A 17,606-nucleotide genomic window follows, 5' to 3' on the forward strand; every position below is an offset into this window, starting at 1 on the left:
CGGCTACATTGTAAAATCAGATAACGCATATTATGGAACTAAGCAGTTGATAATTAACGATCTCCGAATACTTTCGCAACCTTTGGACTCCGCAAGCCGGATTTGCGGAGGGCTCCCCGAATGTAGAACAAGCGGAACATGACGATCGGACCGAATCCCTCCGCGGCCGGCCTGATCCGAGTTCAAACTCCAAAGGAAACCAGGATAGGGCAAGGCCCGGTCTTGCCCTCTGCGCATTCAGAGACCAGCTTGCGGAGTGCTTCCCGAGCACGACTAAGCTCTGCGAGCCTGGCATCCAGCTGCTCAAGTCTCTTCTTCGCCAGTTCCCGTGCGGCCGAGCGGTTGTGCCCGGCATCTAGTGCCAGGAGCTGCCCGATCTCCTCAAGCGTGAAACCCGCCGCCTGCGCCTGTTTGATGAAACGTAGTCGGCGCACGTCTTCGCCTCCATAGCGGCGCACGCCCGCTAACCGCTTCGGCGTCGCCAGCAGCCCCTTGCGCTGGTAGAAACGGATGGTCTCAACGCCCACCCCTCCGGCCGCCGCAAGTTTCCCGATCGTCAGTTCTTGAAGGTCTTGACTCTGTACCATGCTACGGAACTTATAGTCCCGCCAACGATTTCACAAGAACAAGGAGATGTGAAAATGTTGGACAGGACCAATCCGCAGAATCTCGCCAGGAAGGCCGTCCTGTACCGGATGGTGATGCCAAGGCACACCTGCCCCTACGGGTTGAAGGCGAAGGACCTGCTGCAGCGGTCAGGCTACGAGGTGGATGATCATCATCTGACCACCCGCGAGGAGACGGACGCTTTCAAGGCGCAGCACGGCGTGCCGACGACGCCTCAGGTCTTCATCGATGGCAAGCGGGTCGGCGGCTACGACGACTTGCGTCGTTTTCTCGGAAAGCCCGTTGCCGATCCGAAGGCGACTAGCTACCGGCCGGTTATCGTGCTGTTCACGCTGACCGCACTCACGGCGATGGCGGCGAGCTATGCCGTCAACGGAACTCCATTCACCTTGCGCGCAGCCGAATGGTTCATCGCCTTTTCGATGGTGGTTCTGGCGATGATGAAACTCCAGAACGTCGAGAGCTTTGCGACAATGTTCCTGAACTATGACCTCCTGGCAAAGCGCTGGGTTCCATACAGCTACATCTATCCCTATGCCGAGGGACTGGCTGGCGTGCTCATGGTGGCAGGCGCTCTGAACTGGTTGTCTGTTCCAGTCGCGATGTTCATCGGTACGGTGGGGGCTGTTTCGGTCTTCAAGGCGGTTTACATCGACAAGCGTGAATTGAAGTGCGCCTGCGTCGGCGGATCGAGCAACGTCCCCCTTGGTTTCATCTCGCTGACCGAGAACCTGATGATGATCGCGATGGCAGTCTGGATGGCCGCTGGAGGCATTGGGCTCATACCAACCCACGCCATGTAAAGCAGCTCGATGCAAACGCGGCCGATGATCGTGCGGGTCGTCGAGAGTGGCGTACTGGCGCATTCGGCAAGGACGATGCGTTCCGCCTACCCCGGAGCGGTTTGCCACAAACCACGATCTGAGGGAGAGTCCTAGCGGGAGAAGGACCATGGGCATCTATCGGGACGTGATCTTGCCGAAGCTATGCGATCTCTCGATGCGCAACCAACGTCTGCGCCCCTATCGCGAGCGCGTAATCGGCGCTGCGCAGGGGCGAGTTCTGGAAATCGGCGTCGGCTCTGGCTTGAACCTCCCGTTTTACGGCCCTGCGGTAGGTGAAGTTCTGGCGCTCGAGCCGTCCGCGGGTCTTGTGGCGATGGCCCGTGATACCCCGCGTCCCGACTTGCCCGTCAGCTTCATCGACGCGTCTGCCGAGGCCATACCGCTCGATGACAGGAGCGTCGACACCGTCGTGACGACCTGGACGCTATGCACGATTCCTGATGCCGCCGCGGCGCTGACGGAAATGCGTCGCGTACTCAGACCTGGCGGAAAACTGCTGTTTGTTGAACACGGCCTTGCGCCCGACCGCGGAGTACGCTGGTGGCAGGATACTCTCACGCCTGTCTGGCGGCGGATCAGCGGCGGCTGTCATCTCAATCGTCCGATCCGGTCAATGATCGAATGCGGCGGCTTCCGGCTCGAGCGGGTCGAGACCGGATACATGCAGGGACCGAAACCGATGACGTTCATGTACGAAGGCAGCGCCCGTCCGGAGTGATGCGCGCCGCCAGAGTGTCGTCGGCTGCCTGCGAAGCGCCGACCATCAGCGTACAAGCTGCCGCATGATTGAATTTGAGACCCGATGTACAGCGCTCGCTAGGCGAAAGGCGCATCCGTGCTAGAAAAAGCGCGGGGGCACAAACAGACATATCGCGCGAGAGCGGACGTTACCCGGTCGCAAACATAGATGAAATTCATCGTCCGGAGAGGGTTTCAGTCGCGAATCCTTGTAGCCGATGATCTCGCCTGTCTCTTCGACGACATATCCGTCCGGTCCTTCGACAATTGCGGCACCATGGACCGGCCGACAATCCCGGTCACTACAACACTGGTATGGATAGGACCATCCTGAAGGGGCGTTATGCGCAGCCACCTTCAATGGGAAGCATACGCCAACGATCATCCCTAAGAGTAAGCTCGACAACGTTCGCGCGGCATTCCAACCCTGCCTCGGGCTCTGCGATTGCGGAGGATAACCGATTTGCGGGCTGAAGCTGTCCATGACCAATCCTCGTTGTCCAAAACATCTCGGCAAACCGACCGGTCCGCGCTTCGTTTCTTACCGCTCTTGGAATTCTCCATCTGGTTTTAAGTCATCGTAGCAGAGTCCTTATGGCGGGGCCTGCCTGACTGCGTCCCACCATGCGACCTTGATCAGCCCATCGGGCTGGCCGCCTGATTAACCGTGCTGGAACCATCCTAATTAACGGCAATGACTTTATAGGACGCGAGGATCGTCGCCCATGCTAACAGTCCCTTGGGGAATTCCACCGAAGCACGGCGGCTCTCGCCTTGATCGGATCGAAAATGGCTACATCCTGAGGTCGGGGGCGAAGCCGATGGCGTTCATGTCGAAGGCTGGCACGACCGCGACGATGACCCGAATGGCACATGGCTCCATTACTGAGTTGTTTCCAGCTCACGGCGGCTCATCTCCGCTTGATACTCGCGCTCTCGTTCCGGCCATGTGTCTTTGATGAAGGCGATCACGGCGCGGATTTCATCATCGCTCATGACGTTCGCGAACCCGGGCATATTGCTTTGGTAGCCACCACCGACAACCGCTGCCGACCCTTCCTTGGTGATGCGGAAGAGCATGCCGTCTGAATGATGCCAGGTGTGGCCGGATGCGTCGTGCGGAGGCGCGGGCATCCGTCCGGAAGGCAGCGGGCTTTTCCAGTCGTGCTGCCCTTCGAGGTCGACACCATGGCAGGCGGCGCAATGTCTGGTGTAGAGCGCCTCGCCGAGCGCGATGGCCTCGGCCGAGGCATCGCCGTTGGCAATCCCAGCGGCCAGCCATGGCCAAGCCCCTATGACTCCAATCCCGCCGGCGGCAATCGCCAGCACTGAGAAGAGAACTGTCTTCGCCGACATCCGCGCCTGGCTCTCCCGCGTAGATACGATCAGCCGCTTGGTCCCGCCTGCATCGTCTAATCTTTCACGATCTCGCGCTGCTACCATGGGAGCGATCCCTTCAGCTTCTCCCAGAAGCCCGGCTCCGGATGCGGGTGCGGCTTCTGGGTCCGGTTTGTCAGCGCGTTGACGAAGACGACCAGGTTGACGGGCTCGAAATGCAGTCCGTGGAAGCGGGCGCGAAGACGACTGTCCTGGTCGATAACGTGGGTGACGATGCCGTGCATCTGCATGCCGCCCTCGCCTTCGGTGAATTTGAGTCCGTAGGCCTCGGCGATCTTGCGGGTCGAGTCCTCGGGCCTATCTGGCGCGGACGTCAGGAAGACCCAGTTTGTCGGATCGAGGCCGTGCGCCTCGCCATAGTCGCGGAGGACAGCGGCGGTGTCGTGCTTCGGGTCCGTGGTGATGGTGACGAACTCGACCATCTCCTTCATCGGCGTCTGGTTGATCATCTTCTGAATCTCGGCGATCCGTTCCGCGTGCAGCGGACACACGTCCGGGCAGTTGGTGTAGACGAAATTCAGTACGACGACCTTGCCCCGCAGGGTATCCAGGCTGGCCACGAGGCCGTCGGCATCCTGCAGCGTGAAGCCAGGCGCTTCGCTGTCCACGGACTGGAAATATTGCTCCTTGTCGCGAAGGTCCTGGTCAACCTCCTCGAGCGAGTGCGGTGCGGCTGGCGCGATCAACACGAACATGGCGGTGACCGCGAGTAGTGCCAGTCGCAGCGTACGCACTGGATATATCATTGCGAATTCTCCTTGTTTCCGGAGGTGTCACGCCTTTCGGCCTCCCGGCGATCAACCTCAGGAGCGCCACCATGTCCGGGGCGTCCCAGTACCGTAGTGGGCAGTCCGTCGCCGCGAGGGCGGAGAGCGCCTGGCCCAAGCGTCGACCATACCGCAGACGTCTCGATCTCCGAGTAGAACGCCTTCACCGCCTCCGGTCCCTGATGGTCGACGGACTGGGCGACTACGAAGCTAGCGCCGCCGAGCGCCGCCTGTAGCCGATCGAGGGTCGGCATCTAAGCAGAAACAGCCAGCAGCGGGTGGCCGACACCGCTGTGTCGATGTCCATCTTGGTCATTCCGAAGCGTAGACCTCTGGTGCCTTGCCGTCCTTGGGCACGGTGTAGATTACAAACGGTTCGGTCTTGGTGCCTGTCATTCCGGGCGAGCCCATCGGCATTCCAGGTAACGTGATGCCGGCGATCGGGGGCTTCTCGTTGAGCAGCTTGCGGACCACGTTCACCGGCACGTGCCCGTCGACCACGTAGCCCTCGACGAGCATCGTGTGGCAGCCTTGCATGTCTTCAGGCACGCCCGCCTTTCGGCTGATCTCGAGAAGGTCGTTGGTCGGCTTCACGTCGACGTTGAAGCCGTTCTCCCGGAGATACGCGGCATAGCCCTCGCAGCAGCCGCATTGCGGATTCTTGTAGAGGGTCGCCTGCAGCGGATCGGCAAGCGCCGGCGCGGCGAAGGCCATGAGAAAGGCGAGACTGGCGAAGCGGATTGAAGGGGTCATTTCGGTTCTCCTTGTTCTGTTTGGTCAGGCGACCCGCAGTACGGTCATCATGCCGGACATCTGGTGGTCCATGACATGGCAGTGCAGCATCCAGTCGCCGGGATTGTCGGCGACGAAGGCGACCTCGACGGCGTCCTTCGGGGCCATCAGGACGGTGTCCTGCCACTGGCGGTGCGGGACGGGGTTGCCGTTGCGGCTGAGCACCCGCAGGCTGTGTCCGTGGAAGTGCATTGGGTGCCCACCAGGCGGACTCGTTGTGCAGTTCCAGGACGACGCTGCGGCCCCGCTTGAAGGCAAGGGCGGGCTCCATGCCGGCATGGCCGTCTCCGGCCATCGAAATGCCGTTGATCGACCAGACCGCGTCGCGGCCCATGCCCATCATACTGCCGCCACCACCCATCATGCCGCCCATTCCCGCCGTCCCGGCCATGCCCATCATGCCGCCCTGGAGCGTCAGGGTGTGGCGCTCCGCCGATGCAAGCTCGGGCTCCGGCAAGGGGTTGCGGGGCAGTTCGATGGAGGCGTCGAGGAAGCGCCCGCGGATCGGCGATCTGCTGTCGTAAGCGATCTGCGTCAGGCGATAGGAAAGCCCGTCATAGAAGTCGTCGACGACGTCGTATCGCCGTCCCGGCTCGCCCTCGAGGTCGAGCACGATATCGACGCGCATGGCCGGGCCGAGAAGGATACGGCCATGCTCAGGTTCGTGCGGATCACAGGGCTGGCCGTCGATCGCGATTACCGTCGGTCGATGACCTTCGAACCGAAGTGCCATGATCCGGGCGAGCGACGTGTTGACGAGGCGCAGGCGGACACGCTCCCCGGTCCGGAAAGGCTCTGCTGCCTCAGAAGCCCGGCCATTGAGGGTCACGGTGTTGCCGACGCGGCCGGACATCGCCGCTTCCATCCGGTTGCCGAAGCGGATGCAATCTCGCCTCTGTCGGTCAACCGCCAATCGCAAAGTAGCCAGATGAGGTCACGGTCGAGGTCGACCGATTCACGTTCCCTGATTATCACGGCTCCTGCGAGACCGCGGCCGAGCTGTTCCAGGCTGTTGGCGTGCGGGTGGTACCAAAAGGTTCCGGCGTCTGGCGGCGTGAATGCGTAGACGAAGCTCTCTCCCGGCTTGATCGGCGGCTGCGTCAATCCGGGTACCCCGTCCATGGCGTTGGGGAGCCTGATGCCGTGCCAGTGGACGGTGGTCTCCTGGTCCAACCGGTTCTCGACAATCAGACGCGCCGGCTCGCCCTGGTGAAGGCGTACAACTGAGCCTGGCACCTTCCCGTTGTAGGTCCAGACATCCGTTTCCGGCCGATCCGGCCCCGCCAGCCGTGTGCGGGCATGCGCGGCGGCGAGCCGAAACTCGGTCGGCGGCGCTGCCCGCGCCGAGGGCGGCGTTAGCGCGGCCGCCAGCACGAGACCCGCGCCCGCCCGGAGCAGACGCCGGCGCGAGACAAGGCAGTTGGGTTCGCTATTCACATTCGATCCTCCCGATCACCGTGACGGAACACATGAGCAATGCCCATGCGCTCGCTTGGCCGGCTCGGTCGCTTTGCGCCGGCCGGACGTCAGCCGATGTCGGAGGTTCGTGGTGGATCGGGGTCCGGCTGCAGCGCCCTGCCAATGAGGAGCGGATCGACGGACTCCTCTGAAGCCGGATCGCCAACGGTTGGAACGACCGCTGCCCTTGGAAGCAATGAGACGGGCGCGGCGCACATACTGCCGCAGCCCGTCGCCTTCATCGCGCCGTTGCCGGTCTGATCGGGGCAAGCCTGGCAATCTCCCATGTCCGACATGGCCATGTCGGACATGGTTGCCATCTTCGCGGCCATGCCGCTCGCCTGGGTGACCGACAGGCCCATTCCCGCGGCCAGGAGGACCGCGAGGAGCAAGTGGGCTAGATGTCGGACTGACCAGTGCTTCATGATGCATGAGGATCGCGCCGAACTTCCCGGAATACAAGACAGGATGCGTTTATGCGGAGGCTTGGCGCGTCAACATTGCGTTACGTGGCGCGGGCAGACGACTCAGCGGAAGAACACGTATTTGATCAGGGCGGCAAGCACGAGCACGATCATAAGCAACGCGACGATGCCAATTCCTCCCATGCCCCACATCATGCCGCCGCCCATCATATCGTTCATCATGGCAGCTCCTTTCGTTCGGCCGCCTCGATCAGCGGTGTCCGTTCCACCTCAGTCGAGGAATGATCGGTGCGTGCCGGCAACCGCAAGCCCTTCCCGAGTCCGCGGATCGCCGGGATCACGGCGAGGGCAGCACCGTCGACGAGATCATGCCGCCGATCATCGGGATGCGCTGTCTCGAAAAGAAAAATCGGCAATTCAATATGCTTTCTCAAGCGGTTCGGTCCTCGACCGGACCGATGGCTCCGGGCGCGCCGCTGATGCGGGGCTTGCGGTCCACGGCTCCTTTTTTGCTGGTTGCGCTGTCGGCAGGCTATTTTTTGTACCGGGCTATTGACCTTACCATCGTTGGAAACGCCACATTGGATCGTGTCAAAACCCACGAGGAGACCTCGATGCATCATCTGAATATACCCGAAATGACCTGCGGACACTGCGTAAGCGCGGTGGAAAAAGCCGTCAAATCCGTCGATCCCAACGCAGAGGTGGCGGTCAATCTCGAGGCGAAGACCGCTTCAATTGACTCCCAGGCCGCCTCGGAAGCATTCGTCGCCGCAATCGAGGACGCTGGCTACAAGGCTTCGTTCGCGAAGTCTTGCTGCAGCCACGTCGCCTGAATTCAGCGATGATCGCAAACACGCGCCGTCGCAACGGCGCGTGTTCTTGGTCAACAAAGTCGGAAAGCAAGGAATGGCTCTGACAGCCTTGTTCTATCGAGTATATCCGCGCAACTCGTTGTAGCGGTCGATCTGGCTTGCGCTCAGAATCTTCAGCATCTCCAGGTGTGCTGCCAGATGGATGTAACGGAGGTTGGCGCTGCTCGCCTCGATGCGCCGGAGATGTTCGCGCAACCCACCATGGTCTATAGAGCGCTCGCGGAAAGCGATCTCGAGCGCCTGTTCCCCGGCCACCAAGCTCATGCCCTCCGCAACCGCTTCGGTGCGCATTCTCTGGAAAATGCTCCGCGTTCTATCCTCCTGTTCGCCAGTCAGATGAAGCTCGGTCTTCATCGCCAACACATGTGAAGGCCCGGGCATTCCGTTCAGCTCGGCGGCCTTCGCCAAGCCCCAACCTTCTCCAATCTCCAGCGCGGCAATGTCGTCCGCCGATAGGCTTTTTACGTCGCGATGCTCCTGTCCGGCATAGGGCGAAGAATGAACGTGTTTGCCCTCCGCAGCGGCGGTAATCGGAAACAGCAAAACTGCGAGCACAGGGATCAGCTTTTTCATGAGTCACCGTTCACAAGTTCGATGCCTCGAGCTTGCCAAACGCTGGTCGTCCCGGACATGATAGCTATCATGTCGGATCAAATTCTCGTCCATCTCCAGCCGAAAGCGGTCGCAAAAAAGTCGCTCGAACAGAATGAGCACCTCTTTCATCGAGGCGACCCCGTTCATGCGCTGTTTCTCGTAACGGAGGGATGCGTGAACCTCCTGCGCTATCACGTGGACGGAAGCCGTGCCGTCTTACAGCGTTCGGCGAGCCCTACGATTCTAGCGGAGGCCTCTGTGTTTTCGGATCATTATCACTGCGATGCCGTGGCGGCGACGCAGACGGACATTCTGGTTGTCCCTATCGGCGTCGTCCGTGACCTGCTGAACAACGAACCTGTCTTTGCCCGCGCTTGGACACGGCACCTATCGCACGAGCTTCAGAGCGCCAGGAAGCGAGCCGAAATCGTGTCGTTGCGCACCGTGGGAGCCAGGCTTGACGCTTGGCTGACGTGGAACGACGGGCAGCTTCCGCCCAAGGGTGAATGGCGCAGGCTGGCAGAGGAAATCGGCGTATCTCCCGAAGCGCTCTATCGGGAACTGTCCGGCCGTCGGCACCTGGTCCCGCAGGAGGATCGTCGTCAGCGATGAAGCCCGGCAGCAAAGGTACAATTGCCCCTTGACCTTACCATTGTTGGAAGGATTATCTGATAGTGCAGTTGTAATGGGAATTGCTCCGATGACTGCATTCACACAGATAGAAAAGTCCACTGCCGTCCCGGCCTCGAGCGACTTCGGCATCGAGGGAATGACCTGCGCCTCCTGCGTGCGCCGGGTGGAGAAGGCCATCTCGGCAGTGCCCGGCGTCGCCTCCGCGACCGTCAATCTCGCCACCGAGCGGGCAACCGTGCAATTCACCGGAGCGCCGGACACGAACGGTGTTCTTCTTGCTATCGAGAAGGCGGGCTACGAACCCAAGGTCGTCACTCAGGAGTTCGGCATCGAAGGCATGACCTGCGCCTCCTGTGTGTCCCGGGTAGAGAAGGCGCTGAGGACAGTACCCGGTGTCACCGACGCCTCCGTCAACCTGGCGACCGAGAAGGCCACCGTCCGGTTCGTTTCGGGCGTGGATGTCGCCGCGATCGAAGCCGCCGTCAGAAATGCGGGATACGACGTCAGAAAGGCGAAGGCTTCCGGCGCGGCTGCTGAGCCGGAGGACCGGCGGGAACTGGAAATCCGCAAGCTCAAGGCCCTGGTGATCTTCTCGGCCTTGCTGACCCTGCCCCTCTTCCTCGTCGAAATGGGCTCCCACTTCCTGCCGGGCGTACACGAATGGATCATGGAGAATATCGGCATGCGCCATAATCTCCATATCCAGTTCGCGCTCGCCACCGCTGTCCTGTTCGGACCCGGCCTGCGGTTTTTCCGGAAGGGCGTTCCGAACCTGCTGCGCTGGACTCCGGACATGAATTCCCTTGTCGTGCTTGGCACCACCGCCGCCTGGGGCTACTCCGTCGTCGCAACATTCGCATCCGGCCTTCTGCCCTCCGGGACGGCAAACGTGTACTACGAGGCGGCCGCGGTCATCGTCACGCTGATCCTGCTCGGCCGATTTCTGGAAGCCCGCGCCAAGGGCCGCACCAGCCAGGCGATCAAGCGGCTTCTGGGCTTGCAGCCGAAGACCGCTTTCGTTGAGCATGGCGACGAATTCGTCGAAATCCAGATCAGCGATGTCGTGGTCGGCGACGTCATCAGGATCAGACCCGGCGAGAAGGTGTCGGTCGACGGCACGGTTCTCGATGGCAGCTCCTATGTCGACGAATCCATGATCACCGGCGAGCCTGTGCCGGTCCAGAAGGCTGCCGGAAGCGAGGTCGTCGGCGGAACGATCAACAAGAACGGCTCGTTCACGTTCAGGGCGACGAAGGTCGGCGGCGATACCCTGCTCGCACAGATCATCAAGATGGTCGAGGCGGCACAGGGTTCGAAACTGCCAATCCAGGCGCTGGTCGACAAGGTGACCGGCTGGTTCGTCCCCGCCGTCATCCTGGCTGCCATCCTCACCTTCGCCGCCTGGTACGTCTTCGGTCCCTCGCCCGCCCTGACTTTCGCGCTCGTCAACGCCGTCGCCGTTTTGATAATCGCCTGCCCCTGCGCCATGGGTCTCGCGACCCCGACTTCGATCATGGTCGGCACGGGACGCGCTGCCGAGCTCGGCATCCTCTTCCGCAAGGGCGAGGCGTTGCAGAGCCTGCGAGAGGCCGATGTGATCGCGCTCGACAAGACCGGGACCCTGACGAAAGGACGTCCCGAGCTGACGGACATCGTTCCGGCCGACGGATTCAAAGCCGACGAGGTGTTGTCCTTCGTCGCCAGCCTTGAAGCTCTTTCGGAGCATCCAATCGCGGAAGCAATCGTGTCGGCGGCAAAGTCCAGGGGCATCGCCTTGGTACCTGCGACCGAGTTCGAAGCAACACCCGGTTTCGGTGTTCGCGGAACCGTGTCCGGCCTGCCTGTACTGGTTGGCGCGGATCGTGCGTTCAGCGGGATCGGGATTGATGTGAGCCTGTTTGCCACGGAGGCCGAACGCCTTGGCAAGAGCGGGAAGTCACCGCTCTATGCGGCCATCGACGGGCGGCTCGCGGCGATCATCGCGGTCTCCGATCCGATCAAGGACACGACGCCGCAAGCCATCAAGGCTCTGCATGACCTCGGCCTCAAGGTCGCGATGATCACCGGAGACAACCGCCGCACAGCCGAGGCCATTGCCAAGCAACTTGGCATCGACGAAGTCGTTGCCGAAGTCCTGCCGGATGGCAAGGTCGACGCGGTGAAGAGGCTGCGCGAGGGCGGACGCAACGTCGCATTCATCGGCGACGGGATCAACGATGCGCCCGCGCTGACTGAAGCCGACGTCGGCATCGCCGTCGGCACTGGCACCGATATCGCAATCGAGAGCGCCGACGTGGTTCTGATGTCCGGCGACTTGATCGGTGTGCCGAAGGCGATCGCGCTCAGCAAGGCCACAATCCGCAACATCAAGCAGAACCTGTTCTGGGCGTTTGCCTACAACGTCAGCTTGGTTCCGGTCGCCGCGGGCGTTCTCTACCCGCTGAACGGCACCCTGCTCTCGCCGATCCTCGCGGCCGCCGCGATGGCGATGTCGAGCGTGTTCGTTCTTGGCAACGCCCTGCGGCTTCGATCCGTCAACCCCGCCTGAGAGTCTCAAAGGTCCGGCTTCGCCGGAGGCCCGAATTGAAAGGATGAACACATGAACATCGGAGAACTTTCCAAGGCGAGCGGCGTCTCGTCGAAAATGATCCGCTACTACGAACAGATCGGGCTGACCCGCCCTGCTCTTCGGACCGTTTCCAGCTACCGGGTCTACGGCGACAAAGACGTCCATACGCTGCAGTTCGTGCGCCGCGCCCGCGATCTCGGCTTCTCGGTCAAGCAGATCAAGGAACTGCTTGCGCTTTGGGGCGACCGGTCCAGGAACAGCGCGGATGTCAAAGCGGTGGCGCTGGAACACATTGCCGAACTGGAGAGCAAGATTGCGGCGATCGAGGAAATGACGAAGACGCTGAAGCACCTCGCCAGCCACTGCCATGGGGATGATCGGCCGGAATGCCCGATCATCGAAGAGATCGCCAAGTGGCCGATGCCAAGAGCCCGAGAGTCAATGCGCGTTTCGGTCTGAGCGTCCTATGACGCGCGGGAATCGGGGTGGGCCTCCCTTTGCCAGGGGGCATTACGGAGAGAGGCACGATCCCTGAGTAGGAGGAACGTTCTTCCTACACAAAACCAGAGCACGGTCGCGGCCGCGAAACTGGTCGCCACGTAAACCGCGAAGCCGAAAGCGCCCTGAAGGTTCTCTTCCAAAGACAAGCCTGTCGATGTGGAAAACCGATTTGTGAGTGAGATACAGACTGTAGGACAAGGTGGCGACGGTCGCGGCACTCGGAAGCGGCCACCGTCCCAGAACATGCTCGATGTCGAGCATAGCGCCGAGGATCAGAGCGATCCCGATCGAGATGAGCGGGAATCCGGCGACTGAACCGAGCTGCGCCTGAAAGACGAGGAAGAGATTCGTTCCCGCGAGCGGTCCGCGGATCGAGAACAGCACAAGGGCGGCGGCGACAAAGGCGAAGCCGATCGGCAAGGCGACTCGCGGGGGCGCGTATCGCTTGCAGAGTTCCGGTTTGAAAAATCTCGCCGCGGCGAGGATCACGCCGAACATGAGGCCGTCCAGGCGGGTGTAAGTCGGGTAGTACACGTCCGTGAGATATACCGCGAAGGCATCCCTCAGCTTGTCGGCCGCTACGAGGACGCCGACCTGGCTGTCCCAGATCGCGTATCGGAGGATCATCCCCCCGGCCATCATCGCCCCTGCGATCAGAAGCGTCGACCCCATGCTAGTCCGGCGATGCAGGAGCAACACGAGCAGCGGTAGAACCAGGTAGAAATGCTCCTCGACACAAAGCGACCATGCCTGCGAAAAGGGTCGGCCGACGCGGGGGTCGAAGTCGAAATTCACCGTGAAGGTCGCGAAGCTCCAGACGGATTGCATCGTCGGAGCGTCCCAAATGACGGGGAAGACGGCATAGAGGCCGAGGACAACGAAAAACGCCGGGAAGATGCGGAAGGCGCGGCGGAGATAGAAGGATTTCAGGTCTACTCGTCGATCTAGTTCAATATCCAACATACGCGTTGTCGGCAATTGGGATGAAATGCGCAGAGGTCCGGCAAGTTTCCGTACAGCCCGTTATCAGCCCGAAATACCTGGGCTCATCGCCGTCGAGTGCCATTGATCAGCCCCAGGCAGTTATTGACCACCGGTGATTTGATGACGATCCATCGCATCACCATTAAAGGAACTGGAGGCTCAGTTGGCGTGCTCCTTGACCCAGTTGGTCATCTCCTCGATTTCCTTCTTCTGCGCGTCGATGATCTTCTCGGCCATAGACTTCGCCTCCTGATCGTCGCCGTATTTCAGCTCGACCTCGGACATGTTGATAGCGGCCGTGTGGTGGGCGATCATGCCGCAGACGAAGGCGACATCCGGGTCCTTCGCCATCATCCCCTGCATCATGGCAGGTTCCGTTTCCCGCATCCCTTCCATCATCGCCTTCTGGTGTTCGGCCATCTCGCCTGGCGGCATGCCGCTGCCGGACGTTTGCATGTCTCCACTCGCCGGGGCCTCGGATTTGCATGCGTCCGGCATTGCCATCTGAGCCGAGGCAGATTCCATCGTTGCGAAAGCAATGGTCGGGACGGCCGCCGCTGCGACCGCAAACTTGAGCACGGTATTCATTGAGTTCTCCTATTCGGTTGGAAGGTTGGTTGGTTCAGGAGAGTCGGAGCTTTGGCGGCGGATAGAGCGCCCGCACGAGCAACAGCGGTTTGGCTTCTCGCATAAACGGTGTCTGGAGAAGCGAGGGGGCGACTTGAGCCGCGAGCGTCAAATCCACCAAGACTGGACAGCACTGCACCGTCATGCAGCAGCTCGCGGAATGGGTGCTGCCGGGAGAAACCTGGCCCGGCTCCGAAATAGACGGGCAATGGCGATCGGTATGGAAGGCGGCAGCCGCCGCAGCGCTATGCAGGTTCACAACCACGAAGCATAGCACCGCAATTCCAATCACCCGGGAGACTGCCCTGAAAGCACGCATGGGGCGCAATTCCTTCCATCCTCAAACCAGCCTTCCAGATGAAAGTTCCCGCGCCCACTACGCGCCGGATACGGATTCCCGGCGCAAGTAGATCGACAGGCACGAGGCCCCAGACTCAAGAGGCGGCGCGTGCCCGCGCCGACGTGCGACTGCCCAAGGCTGGGTTCGGTTGCAGAGGCGCAACCCCAGTACGGCTTTTGATGGAACGAACGACCGGCCCGCCGGTTGCTCCAGCATCCCCAAGTTCATACGCTGCAACTGTCTACGAAGCGGAGCGTCATCATGAAAGAGCAAGACCAACACTCAATGCAACACCCGGACACGACAGCTCACCATTACCTTATGTTCGCCGTCAACATGGCGCTCAGCCTGGCCGTCATGTATATCGTGATGTTTTCGATGATCGACGGCTGGTCCGATTTTCGGAACAACCTCAACATGTTCTACATGGCACTGACGATGGTTGCTCCGATGGGAATCATCATGCTGGCGACGATGGGTGGAATGTATGGGAACAGACGACTGAACGTGGCGATTCACCTCGGCCTGGCCGCTCTCTTTGTTCTGGCGTTTGCGGGAACGCGCGCCCAGGCGTTGATCGACGACGACCAGTTCATCGCCTCGATGATCCCGCACCATTCAGGTGCAATTCTGATGTGCCGCGAAGCGAACCTCACGGACGAGGAACTCACCAACTTGTGCAAACAAATCTCTGAAGGGCAGCGTCAGGAAATCGAGCTGATGAAGGCGATCAGAGGGAGACTGAACAGCTCCGGCTGATTCATCCCGCTAAACCTCTTCGCCGACAGCGTGCGTTCGGTCATTTTCTCGCTTGACCTTCCCATCGTTGGAACCATTACACCTTTAACCAGCATCGGATCGACGGTAAGGCCGGCGCCATATAATGGACGCGAATCGCGTGTTCATACGGGCTGACAATTGACAACTTCGGGACCGATGGTAGTCCTCGGGCATGGGTATGTTTCGAATCACATTGCGAAAGATGCTGGTTCTGCTCCGCTTGGCGATTGTCATGTCGCTGACGGTGTACTCATTGCCGACCGCCTCCGCCGCGATGCACGGCGCTTGGTCGAGCCCTGAAATTGCCCAGTCCGACGACCATCATCACGATGTGGCGGGCGGCGGACATACGCACGCCGATCAGAAATCCTCCCGGGACGACTCCCAGAAGCTTGTGAAGACCGACTGCTGCAAGGGCTTTTGCGTCAGCATGGCGATTGTCGCTGAATCCAATCCCGTCGGTGGACTTCGCGTCGCCTCCATCCGCGAGTTCGTCGACGACGCCCGGACCACGGGCGAGCTGCCGCTGCTGCACCGACCACCGAACATCTGAATAGCACCGCACCCGTTCTTCTCGCGGGTCTAACGTGCGTTCGCGAGCCGGTTTGCTCTCGTGCGCCGCTGCAATTTTCCTATTCGGATAATACCATGAAACCATTGTTCTTCGTGGCCGCCCTGCCGCTTTTCGCGAGCGGATGCGCCTCCACATTGCCTCCCGATGTCATTGCCTCTGGCGACCTCGCCGCCTCCCAGGCTCAGGTCCGCCCCGTCAGATATACGAGCCCAGTTTCGGGTTACACTCACCGCGTTCCGGTCGATCCCCAGCCGTGGCGCAACCAGAACGACGCGCAGACTCCGGAAGGAGACGCGTCATGATAAGAACCACTCTCAAACTGGCTGCGGCCCTCGCCCTGCCGCTTGTGCTCGGCGGCTGCGTGGCCGCGAGCAAATACGCAGCGAAGAACGCCGGCTTCTCCTCGGTCGAGGCCAAGACGGCCGAGGCTGTGGGAAAGCAGACGGTCTGGATACAGAACCAGCAGCACGCACGTGTCGTATCCGACCGCGTGAAGACGCTGATGGCGAAAAAAGCGATCGACGTTGAGACGGCGGTTCAGGTGGCACTCCTCAACAACAAGGGGCTGCAGGCCGCCTATGCCGACTTGGGGGATTCTGCCGCTGATGCCTGGCAATCGACGATGCTCGTCAACCCGACGGTCTCAGTTGGCCTGACCGGGATCGGCACGCCGGGGCTCGAAGCCTTCAAGTCGGTCGAAGGCATGATTGCCAATAATATTCTCGCGCTTGCCACGAGAGACCGGAATATTGCCATCGCCGACACCGGATTTCGAAGGGCGCAGTTGAATGCGGCGCTTCGCACGCTGCAGCTTGCCTCGGACACACGGCGCGCCTGGATCAATGCGGTTGCCGCCTGGGAAACAGTGGCCCAGCTCAACCAGGCGCAGGCGGCAGCCGACGCAGCGTCCGAGCTTGCCCAGGAGCTTGGCAAGAGCGGGGCGCTGACCAAGGAAGGTCAGGCGCGGGAGCATGTTTTCTCTGCAGAGTTGGCTGGTCAGTCTGCGAAGGCGCGGCTGGAGGCGAGGCTCGCCAAGGAGGAGCTGACGCGGCTGATGGGTCTCTGGGGTTCGGGCATCGACTATCAGGTTCCGAACCGCCTGCCGCAGTTGCCGAAGGGGATAATGAAGCGGGACCTGATCGAGGCGGAGGCATTGCATCGCCGCGTCGATCTGCAGATGGCGAAGCTCGACGTCGAAGCGACCGCGAAATCCTACAAGCTGACGGGAGCCACGCGCTACGTCACGGACCTCGAACTCCTTACGGGCTTGGAGACAGAGCGGGAACTCGAGGACGCCGACATCAAGAGGGAAACGACCGGACAGGCGGAACTCGAATTCGTCATTCCGATCTTCGACAGCGGCAGGGCACGCATGCGCAAGGCCGAGCTCGCCTATATGCGGGCGGCGAACCTCCTCGCGGAAAAGGCCGTCAACGTCCGCTCGGAAGCGCGCTCGGCCTATCAGGCGTACCGCGCCAACTACGATGTTGCCCGGCATTACCGAAACAGCGTCGTGCCGCTGCGCACCAAGATCGAGGAGGAATCCCTCCTCACCTACAACGCCATGATCACCAACACCTTCGAGCTGCTCGCCGACAGCCGCGAGAAGGTCAATGCGAACTTGCTTGCCGTCAACGCCAAGCGCGACTTCTGGCTGGCCGAGGCCAATCTCGCCCCCGCCATCTACGGTGGTGGCGCGGGTGCGGCCGCCGGCGAGACGGAAGTTGCGGCTGCCGCCGAGGGCGGTGGTGGCGGCCACTGAGAAAGGAACAGGCCATGTTCAACAGAAGACAGTTACTCGGCGCGAGCGCCGCCCTGGTATCGACCGCCGCCTGGGCGAAGACGTCGAATATGGGGCTGCCAGAAGCCGCCGTTATGGAGACGGCAGAGACGCAGCCGCCGCTAAAGCCCACCTCCGGACCCGACTACAACCCCGTAGTCACGCTTAACGGCTGGACCCTGCCCTACCGGATGAACAACGGCGTCAAGGAGTTTCACCTTGTCGCCGAGCCGGTCGAGCGCGAGATGGCCGAGGGTATGACCGCCTATCTCTGGGGCTATAACGGCCAGTCTCCCGGC

The 17,606-nt window shown here is 61.3% G+C and carries 21 protein-coding genes and 2 pseudogenes; 12 read left to right on the top strand and 11 right to left on the bottom strand.

The window, feature by feature from the left end:
• Window positions 1–182: 182 nt before the first annotated feature.
• A complete protein-coding gene (locus AC6CIG_RS29270) occupies window positions 183–587 on the bottom strand; it encodes a MerR family transcriptional regulator (RefSeq protein WP_498324332.1) in 405 nt (134 codons plus the stop codon).
• A 54-nt stretch (window positions 588–641) separates the two neighbouring features.
• Here AC6CIG_RS29270 and AC6CIG_RS29275 point away from each other — a divergent pair, with 54 nt between their 5' ends.
• Window positions 642–1,430: a MauE/DoxX family redox-associated membrane protein gene (locus AC6CIG_RS29275; RefSeq protein ID WP_498324333.1), complete on the top strand. Its 789-nt coding sequence runs from the start codon at window positions 642–644 to the stop codon at window positions 1,428–1,430.
• A gap of 148 nt (window positions 1,431–1,578) precedes the next feature.
• Window positions 1,579–2,190 carry a class I SAM-dependent methyltransferase gene (locus AC6CIG_RS29280; protein WP_498324334.1) on the top strand — a complete coding sequence of 204 codons (612 nt, stop codon included), beginning with the start codon at window positions 1,579–1,581 and terminating at the stop codon, window positions 2,188–2,190.
• A 902-nt stretch (window positions 2,191–3,092) separates the two neighbouring features.
• Here AC6CIG_RS29280 and AC6CIG_RS29285 read toward each other — a convergent pair.
• The 4 genes from AC6CIG_RS29285 to AC6CIG_RS29300 form a co-directional block, all read right to left on the bottom strand.
• Window positions 3,093–3,566: a c-type cytochrome gene (locus tag AC6CIG_RS29285; protein ID WP_498324335.1), complete on the bottom strand. Its 474-nt coding sequence runs from the start codon at window positions 3,564–3,566 to the stop codon at window positions 3,093–3,095.
• An 80-nt stretch (window positions 3,567–3,646) separates the two neighbouring features.
• The gene (locus AC6CIG_RS29290) at window positions 3,647–4,354 is read right to left on the bottom strand and encodes an SCO family protein (protein ID WP_498324336.1); all 708 of its coding nucleotides are present in this window, start codon (window positions 4,352–4,354) and stop codon (window positions 3,647–3,649) included.
• 333 nt (window positions 4,355–4,687) lie between these two features.
• Window positions 4,688–5,128 (bottom strand): DUF411 domain-containing protein, encoded by a 441-nt coding sequence (locus AC6CIG_RS29295; RefSeq protein ID WP_498324337.1) that lies wholly within the window; start codon window positions 5,126–5,128, stop codon window positions 4,688–4,690.
• Window positions 5,129–5,152: 24 nt separating this feature from the next.
• Window positions 5,153–5,446: a multicopper oxidase domain-containing protein gene (locus tag AC6CIG_RS29300; protein WP_498324338.1), complete on the bottom strand. Its 294-nt coding sequence runs from the start codon at window positions 5,444–5,446 to the stop codon at window positions 5,153–5,155.
• On the opposite strand from AC6CIG_RS29300, the gene AC6CIG_RS29305 reads away from it, so the two are divergent.
• Window positions 5,437–5,691 (top strand): hypothetical protein, encoded by a 255-nt coding sequence (locus AC6CIG_RS29305; RefSeq protein WP_498324339.1) that lies wholly within the window; start codon window positions 5,437–5,439, stop codon window positions 5,689–5,691. The genes AC6CIG_RS29300 and AC6CIG_RS29305 overlap by 10 nt on opposite strands.
• Window positions 5,692–5,792: 101 nt before the next feature.
• On the opposite strand, the pseudogene AC6CIG_RS29310 reads toward AC6CIG_RS29305, so the two are convergent.
• The 3 genes and pseudogenes from AC6CIG_RS29310 to AC6CIG_RS29320 all read right to left on the bottom strand — a co-directional run.
• Window positions 5,793–6,032 (bottom strand): annotated as a pseudogene (locus AC6CIG_RS29310) (cupredoxin domain-containing protein); the annotation flags it as partial.
• Complete coding sequence (locus tag AC6CIG_RS29315) at window positions 5,993–6,604, bottom strand: multicopper oxidase family protein (RefSeq protein WP_498324340.1); 612 nt, start codon at window positions 6,602–6,604, stop codon at window positions 5,993–5,995. The pseudogene AC6CIG_RS29310 and the gene AC6CIG_RS29315, both read right to left, overlap by 40 nt.
• Window positions 6,605–6,693: 89 nt before the next feature.
• The gene (locus tag AC6CIG_RS29320; RefSeq protein WP_498324341.1) at window positions 6,694–6,957 is read right to left on the bottom strand and encodes a hypothetical protein; all 264 of its coding nucleotides are present in this window, start codon (window positions 6,955–6,957) and stop codon (window positions 6,694–6,696) included.
• A gap of 707 nt (window positions 6,958–7,664) precedes the next feature.
• Between AC6CIG_RS29320 and AC6CIG_RS29325 the strand changes: the two genes are divergently transcribed.
• The gene (locus AC6CIG_RS29325) at window positions 7,665–7,886 is read left to right on the top strand and encodes a heavy-metal-associated domain-containing protein (RefSeq protein ID WP_102763355.1); all 222 of its coding nucleotides are present in this window, start codon (window positions 7,665–7,667) and stop codon (window positions 7,884–7,886) included.
• Between the two features lie 93 nt (window positions 7,887–7,979).
• Here AC6CIG_RS29325 and AC6CIG_RS29330 read toward each other — a convergent pair whose 3' ends face one another.
• Window positions 7,980–8,498, bottom strand: coding sequence for a hypothetical protein (locus AC6CIG_RS29330; protein WP_498324342.1), 519 nt, complete (start codon window positions 8,496–8,498; stop codon window positions 7,980–7,982).
• Between the two features lie 69 nt (window positions 8,499–8,567).
• On the opposite strand from AC6CIG_RS29330, the gene AC6CIG_RS29335 reads away from it, so the two are divergent.
• From AC6CIG_RS29335 to cueR, 3 genes are all read left to right on the top strand, one after another.
• Entirely contained in the window at window positions 8,568–9,131 is a 564-nt protein-coding gene (locus AC6CIG_RS29335) for a Crp/Fnr family transcriptional regulator (RefSeq protein WP_498324343.1), read from the top strand.
• Window positions 9,132–9,219: 88 nt separating this feature from the next.
• Window positions 9,220–11,700, top strand: a complete 2,481-nt coding sequence (locus AC6CIG_RS29340) for a heavy metal translocating P-type ATPase (protein ID WP_498324344.1) — start codon at window positions 9,220–9,222, stop codon at window positions 11,698–11,700.
• 51 nt (window positions 11,701–11,751) lie between these two features.
• Window positions 11,752–12,180, top strand: coding sequence for a Cu(I)-responsive transcriptional regulator (gene cueR / locus AC6CIG_RS29345; RefSeq protein ID WP_498324345.1), 429 nt, complete (start codon window positions 11,752–11,754; stop codon window positions 12,178–12,180).
• Between the two features lie 51 nt (window positions 12,181–12,231).
• Here the strand turns inward: cueR and AC6CIG_RS29350 are convergent, their stop codons facing one another.
• Together AC6CIG_RS29350 and AC6CIG_RS29355 are read right to left on the bottom strand one after the other, a co-directional pair.
• Window positions 12,232–13,185 carry an acyltransferase family protein gene (locus tag AC6CIG_RS29350; RefSeq protein ID WP_498324346.1) on the bottom strand — a complete coding sequence of 318 codons (954 nt, stop codon included), beginning with the start codon at window positions 13,183–13,185 and terminating at the stop codon, window positions 12,232–12,234.
• Between the two features lie 180 nt (window positions 13,186–13,365).
• Window positions 13,366–13,794: a DUF305 domain-containing protein gene (locus AC6CIG_RS29355; protein ID WP_498324347.1), complete on the bottom strand. Its 429-nt coding sequence runs from the start codon at window positions 13,792–13,794 to the stop codon at window positions 13,366–13,368.
• A 640-nt stretch (window positions 13,795–14,434) separates the two neighbouring features.
• Here AC6CIG_RS29355 and AC6CIG_RS29360 point away from each other — a divergent pair.
• The 5 genes and pseudogenes from AC6CIG_RS29360 to AC6CIG_RS29380 all read left to right on the top strand — a co-directional run.
• Entirely contained in the window at window positions 14,435–14,932 is a 498-nt protein-coding gene (locus AC6CIG_RS29360) for a DUF305 domain-containing protein (RefSeq protein ID WP_498324348.1), read from the top strand.
• A gap of 193 nt (window positions 14,933–15,125) precedes the next feature.
• Window positions 15,126–15,506, top strand: a complete 381-nt coding sequence (locus tag AC6CIG_RS29365) for a hypothetical protein (protein WP_498324349.1) — start codon at window positions 15,126–15,128, stop codon at window positions 15,504–15,506.
• Window positions 15,507–15,601: 95 nt separating this feature from the next.
• Window positions 15,602–15,829 (top strand): hypothetical protein, encoded by a 228-nt coding sequence (locus AC6CIG_RS29370; protein ID WP_498324350.1) that lies wholly within the window; start codon window positions 15,602–15,604, stop codon window positions 15,827–15,829.
• Window positions 15,826–17,289 (top strand): TolC family protein, encoded by a 1,464-nt coding sequence (locus AC6CIG_RS29375; protein ID WP_498324351.1) that lies wholly within the window; start codon window positions 15,826–15,828, stop codon window positions 17,287–17,289. The genes AC6CIG_RS29370 and AC6CIG_RS29375 overlap by 4 nt, the downstream gene beginning before the upstream one ends.
• Before the next feature lie 14 nt (window positions 17,290–17,303).
• Window positions 17,304–17,606, top strand: a pseudogene (locus AC6CIG_RS29380) (copper oxidase); the annotation flags it as partial.

The sequence above is a fragment of the Sinorhizobium sp. GQ132 genome, from assembly GCF_059758575.1.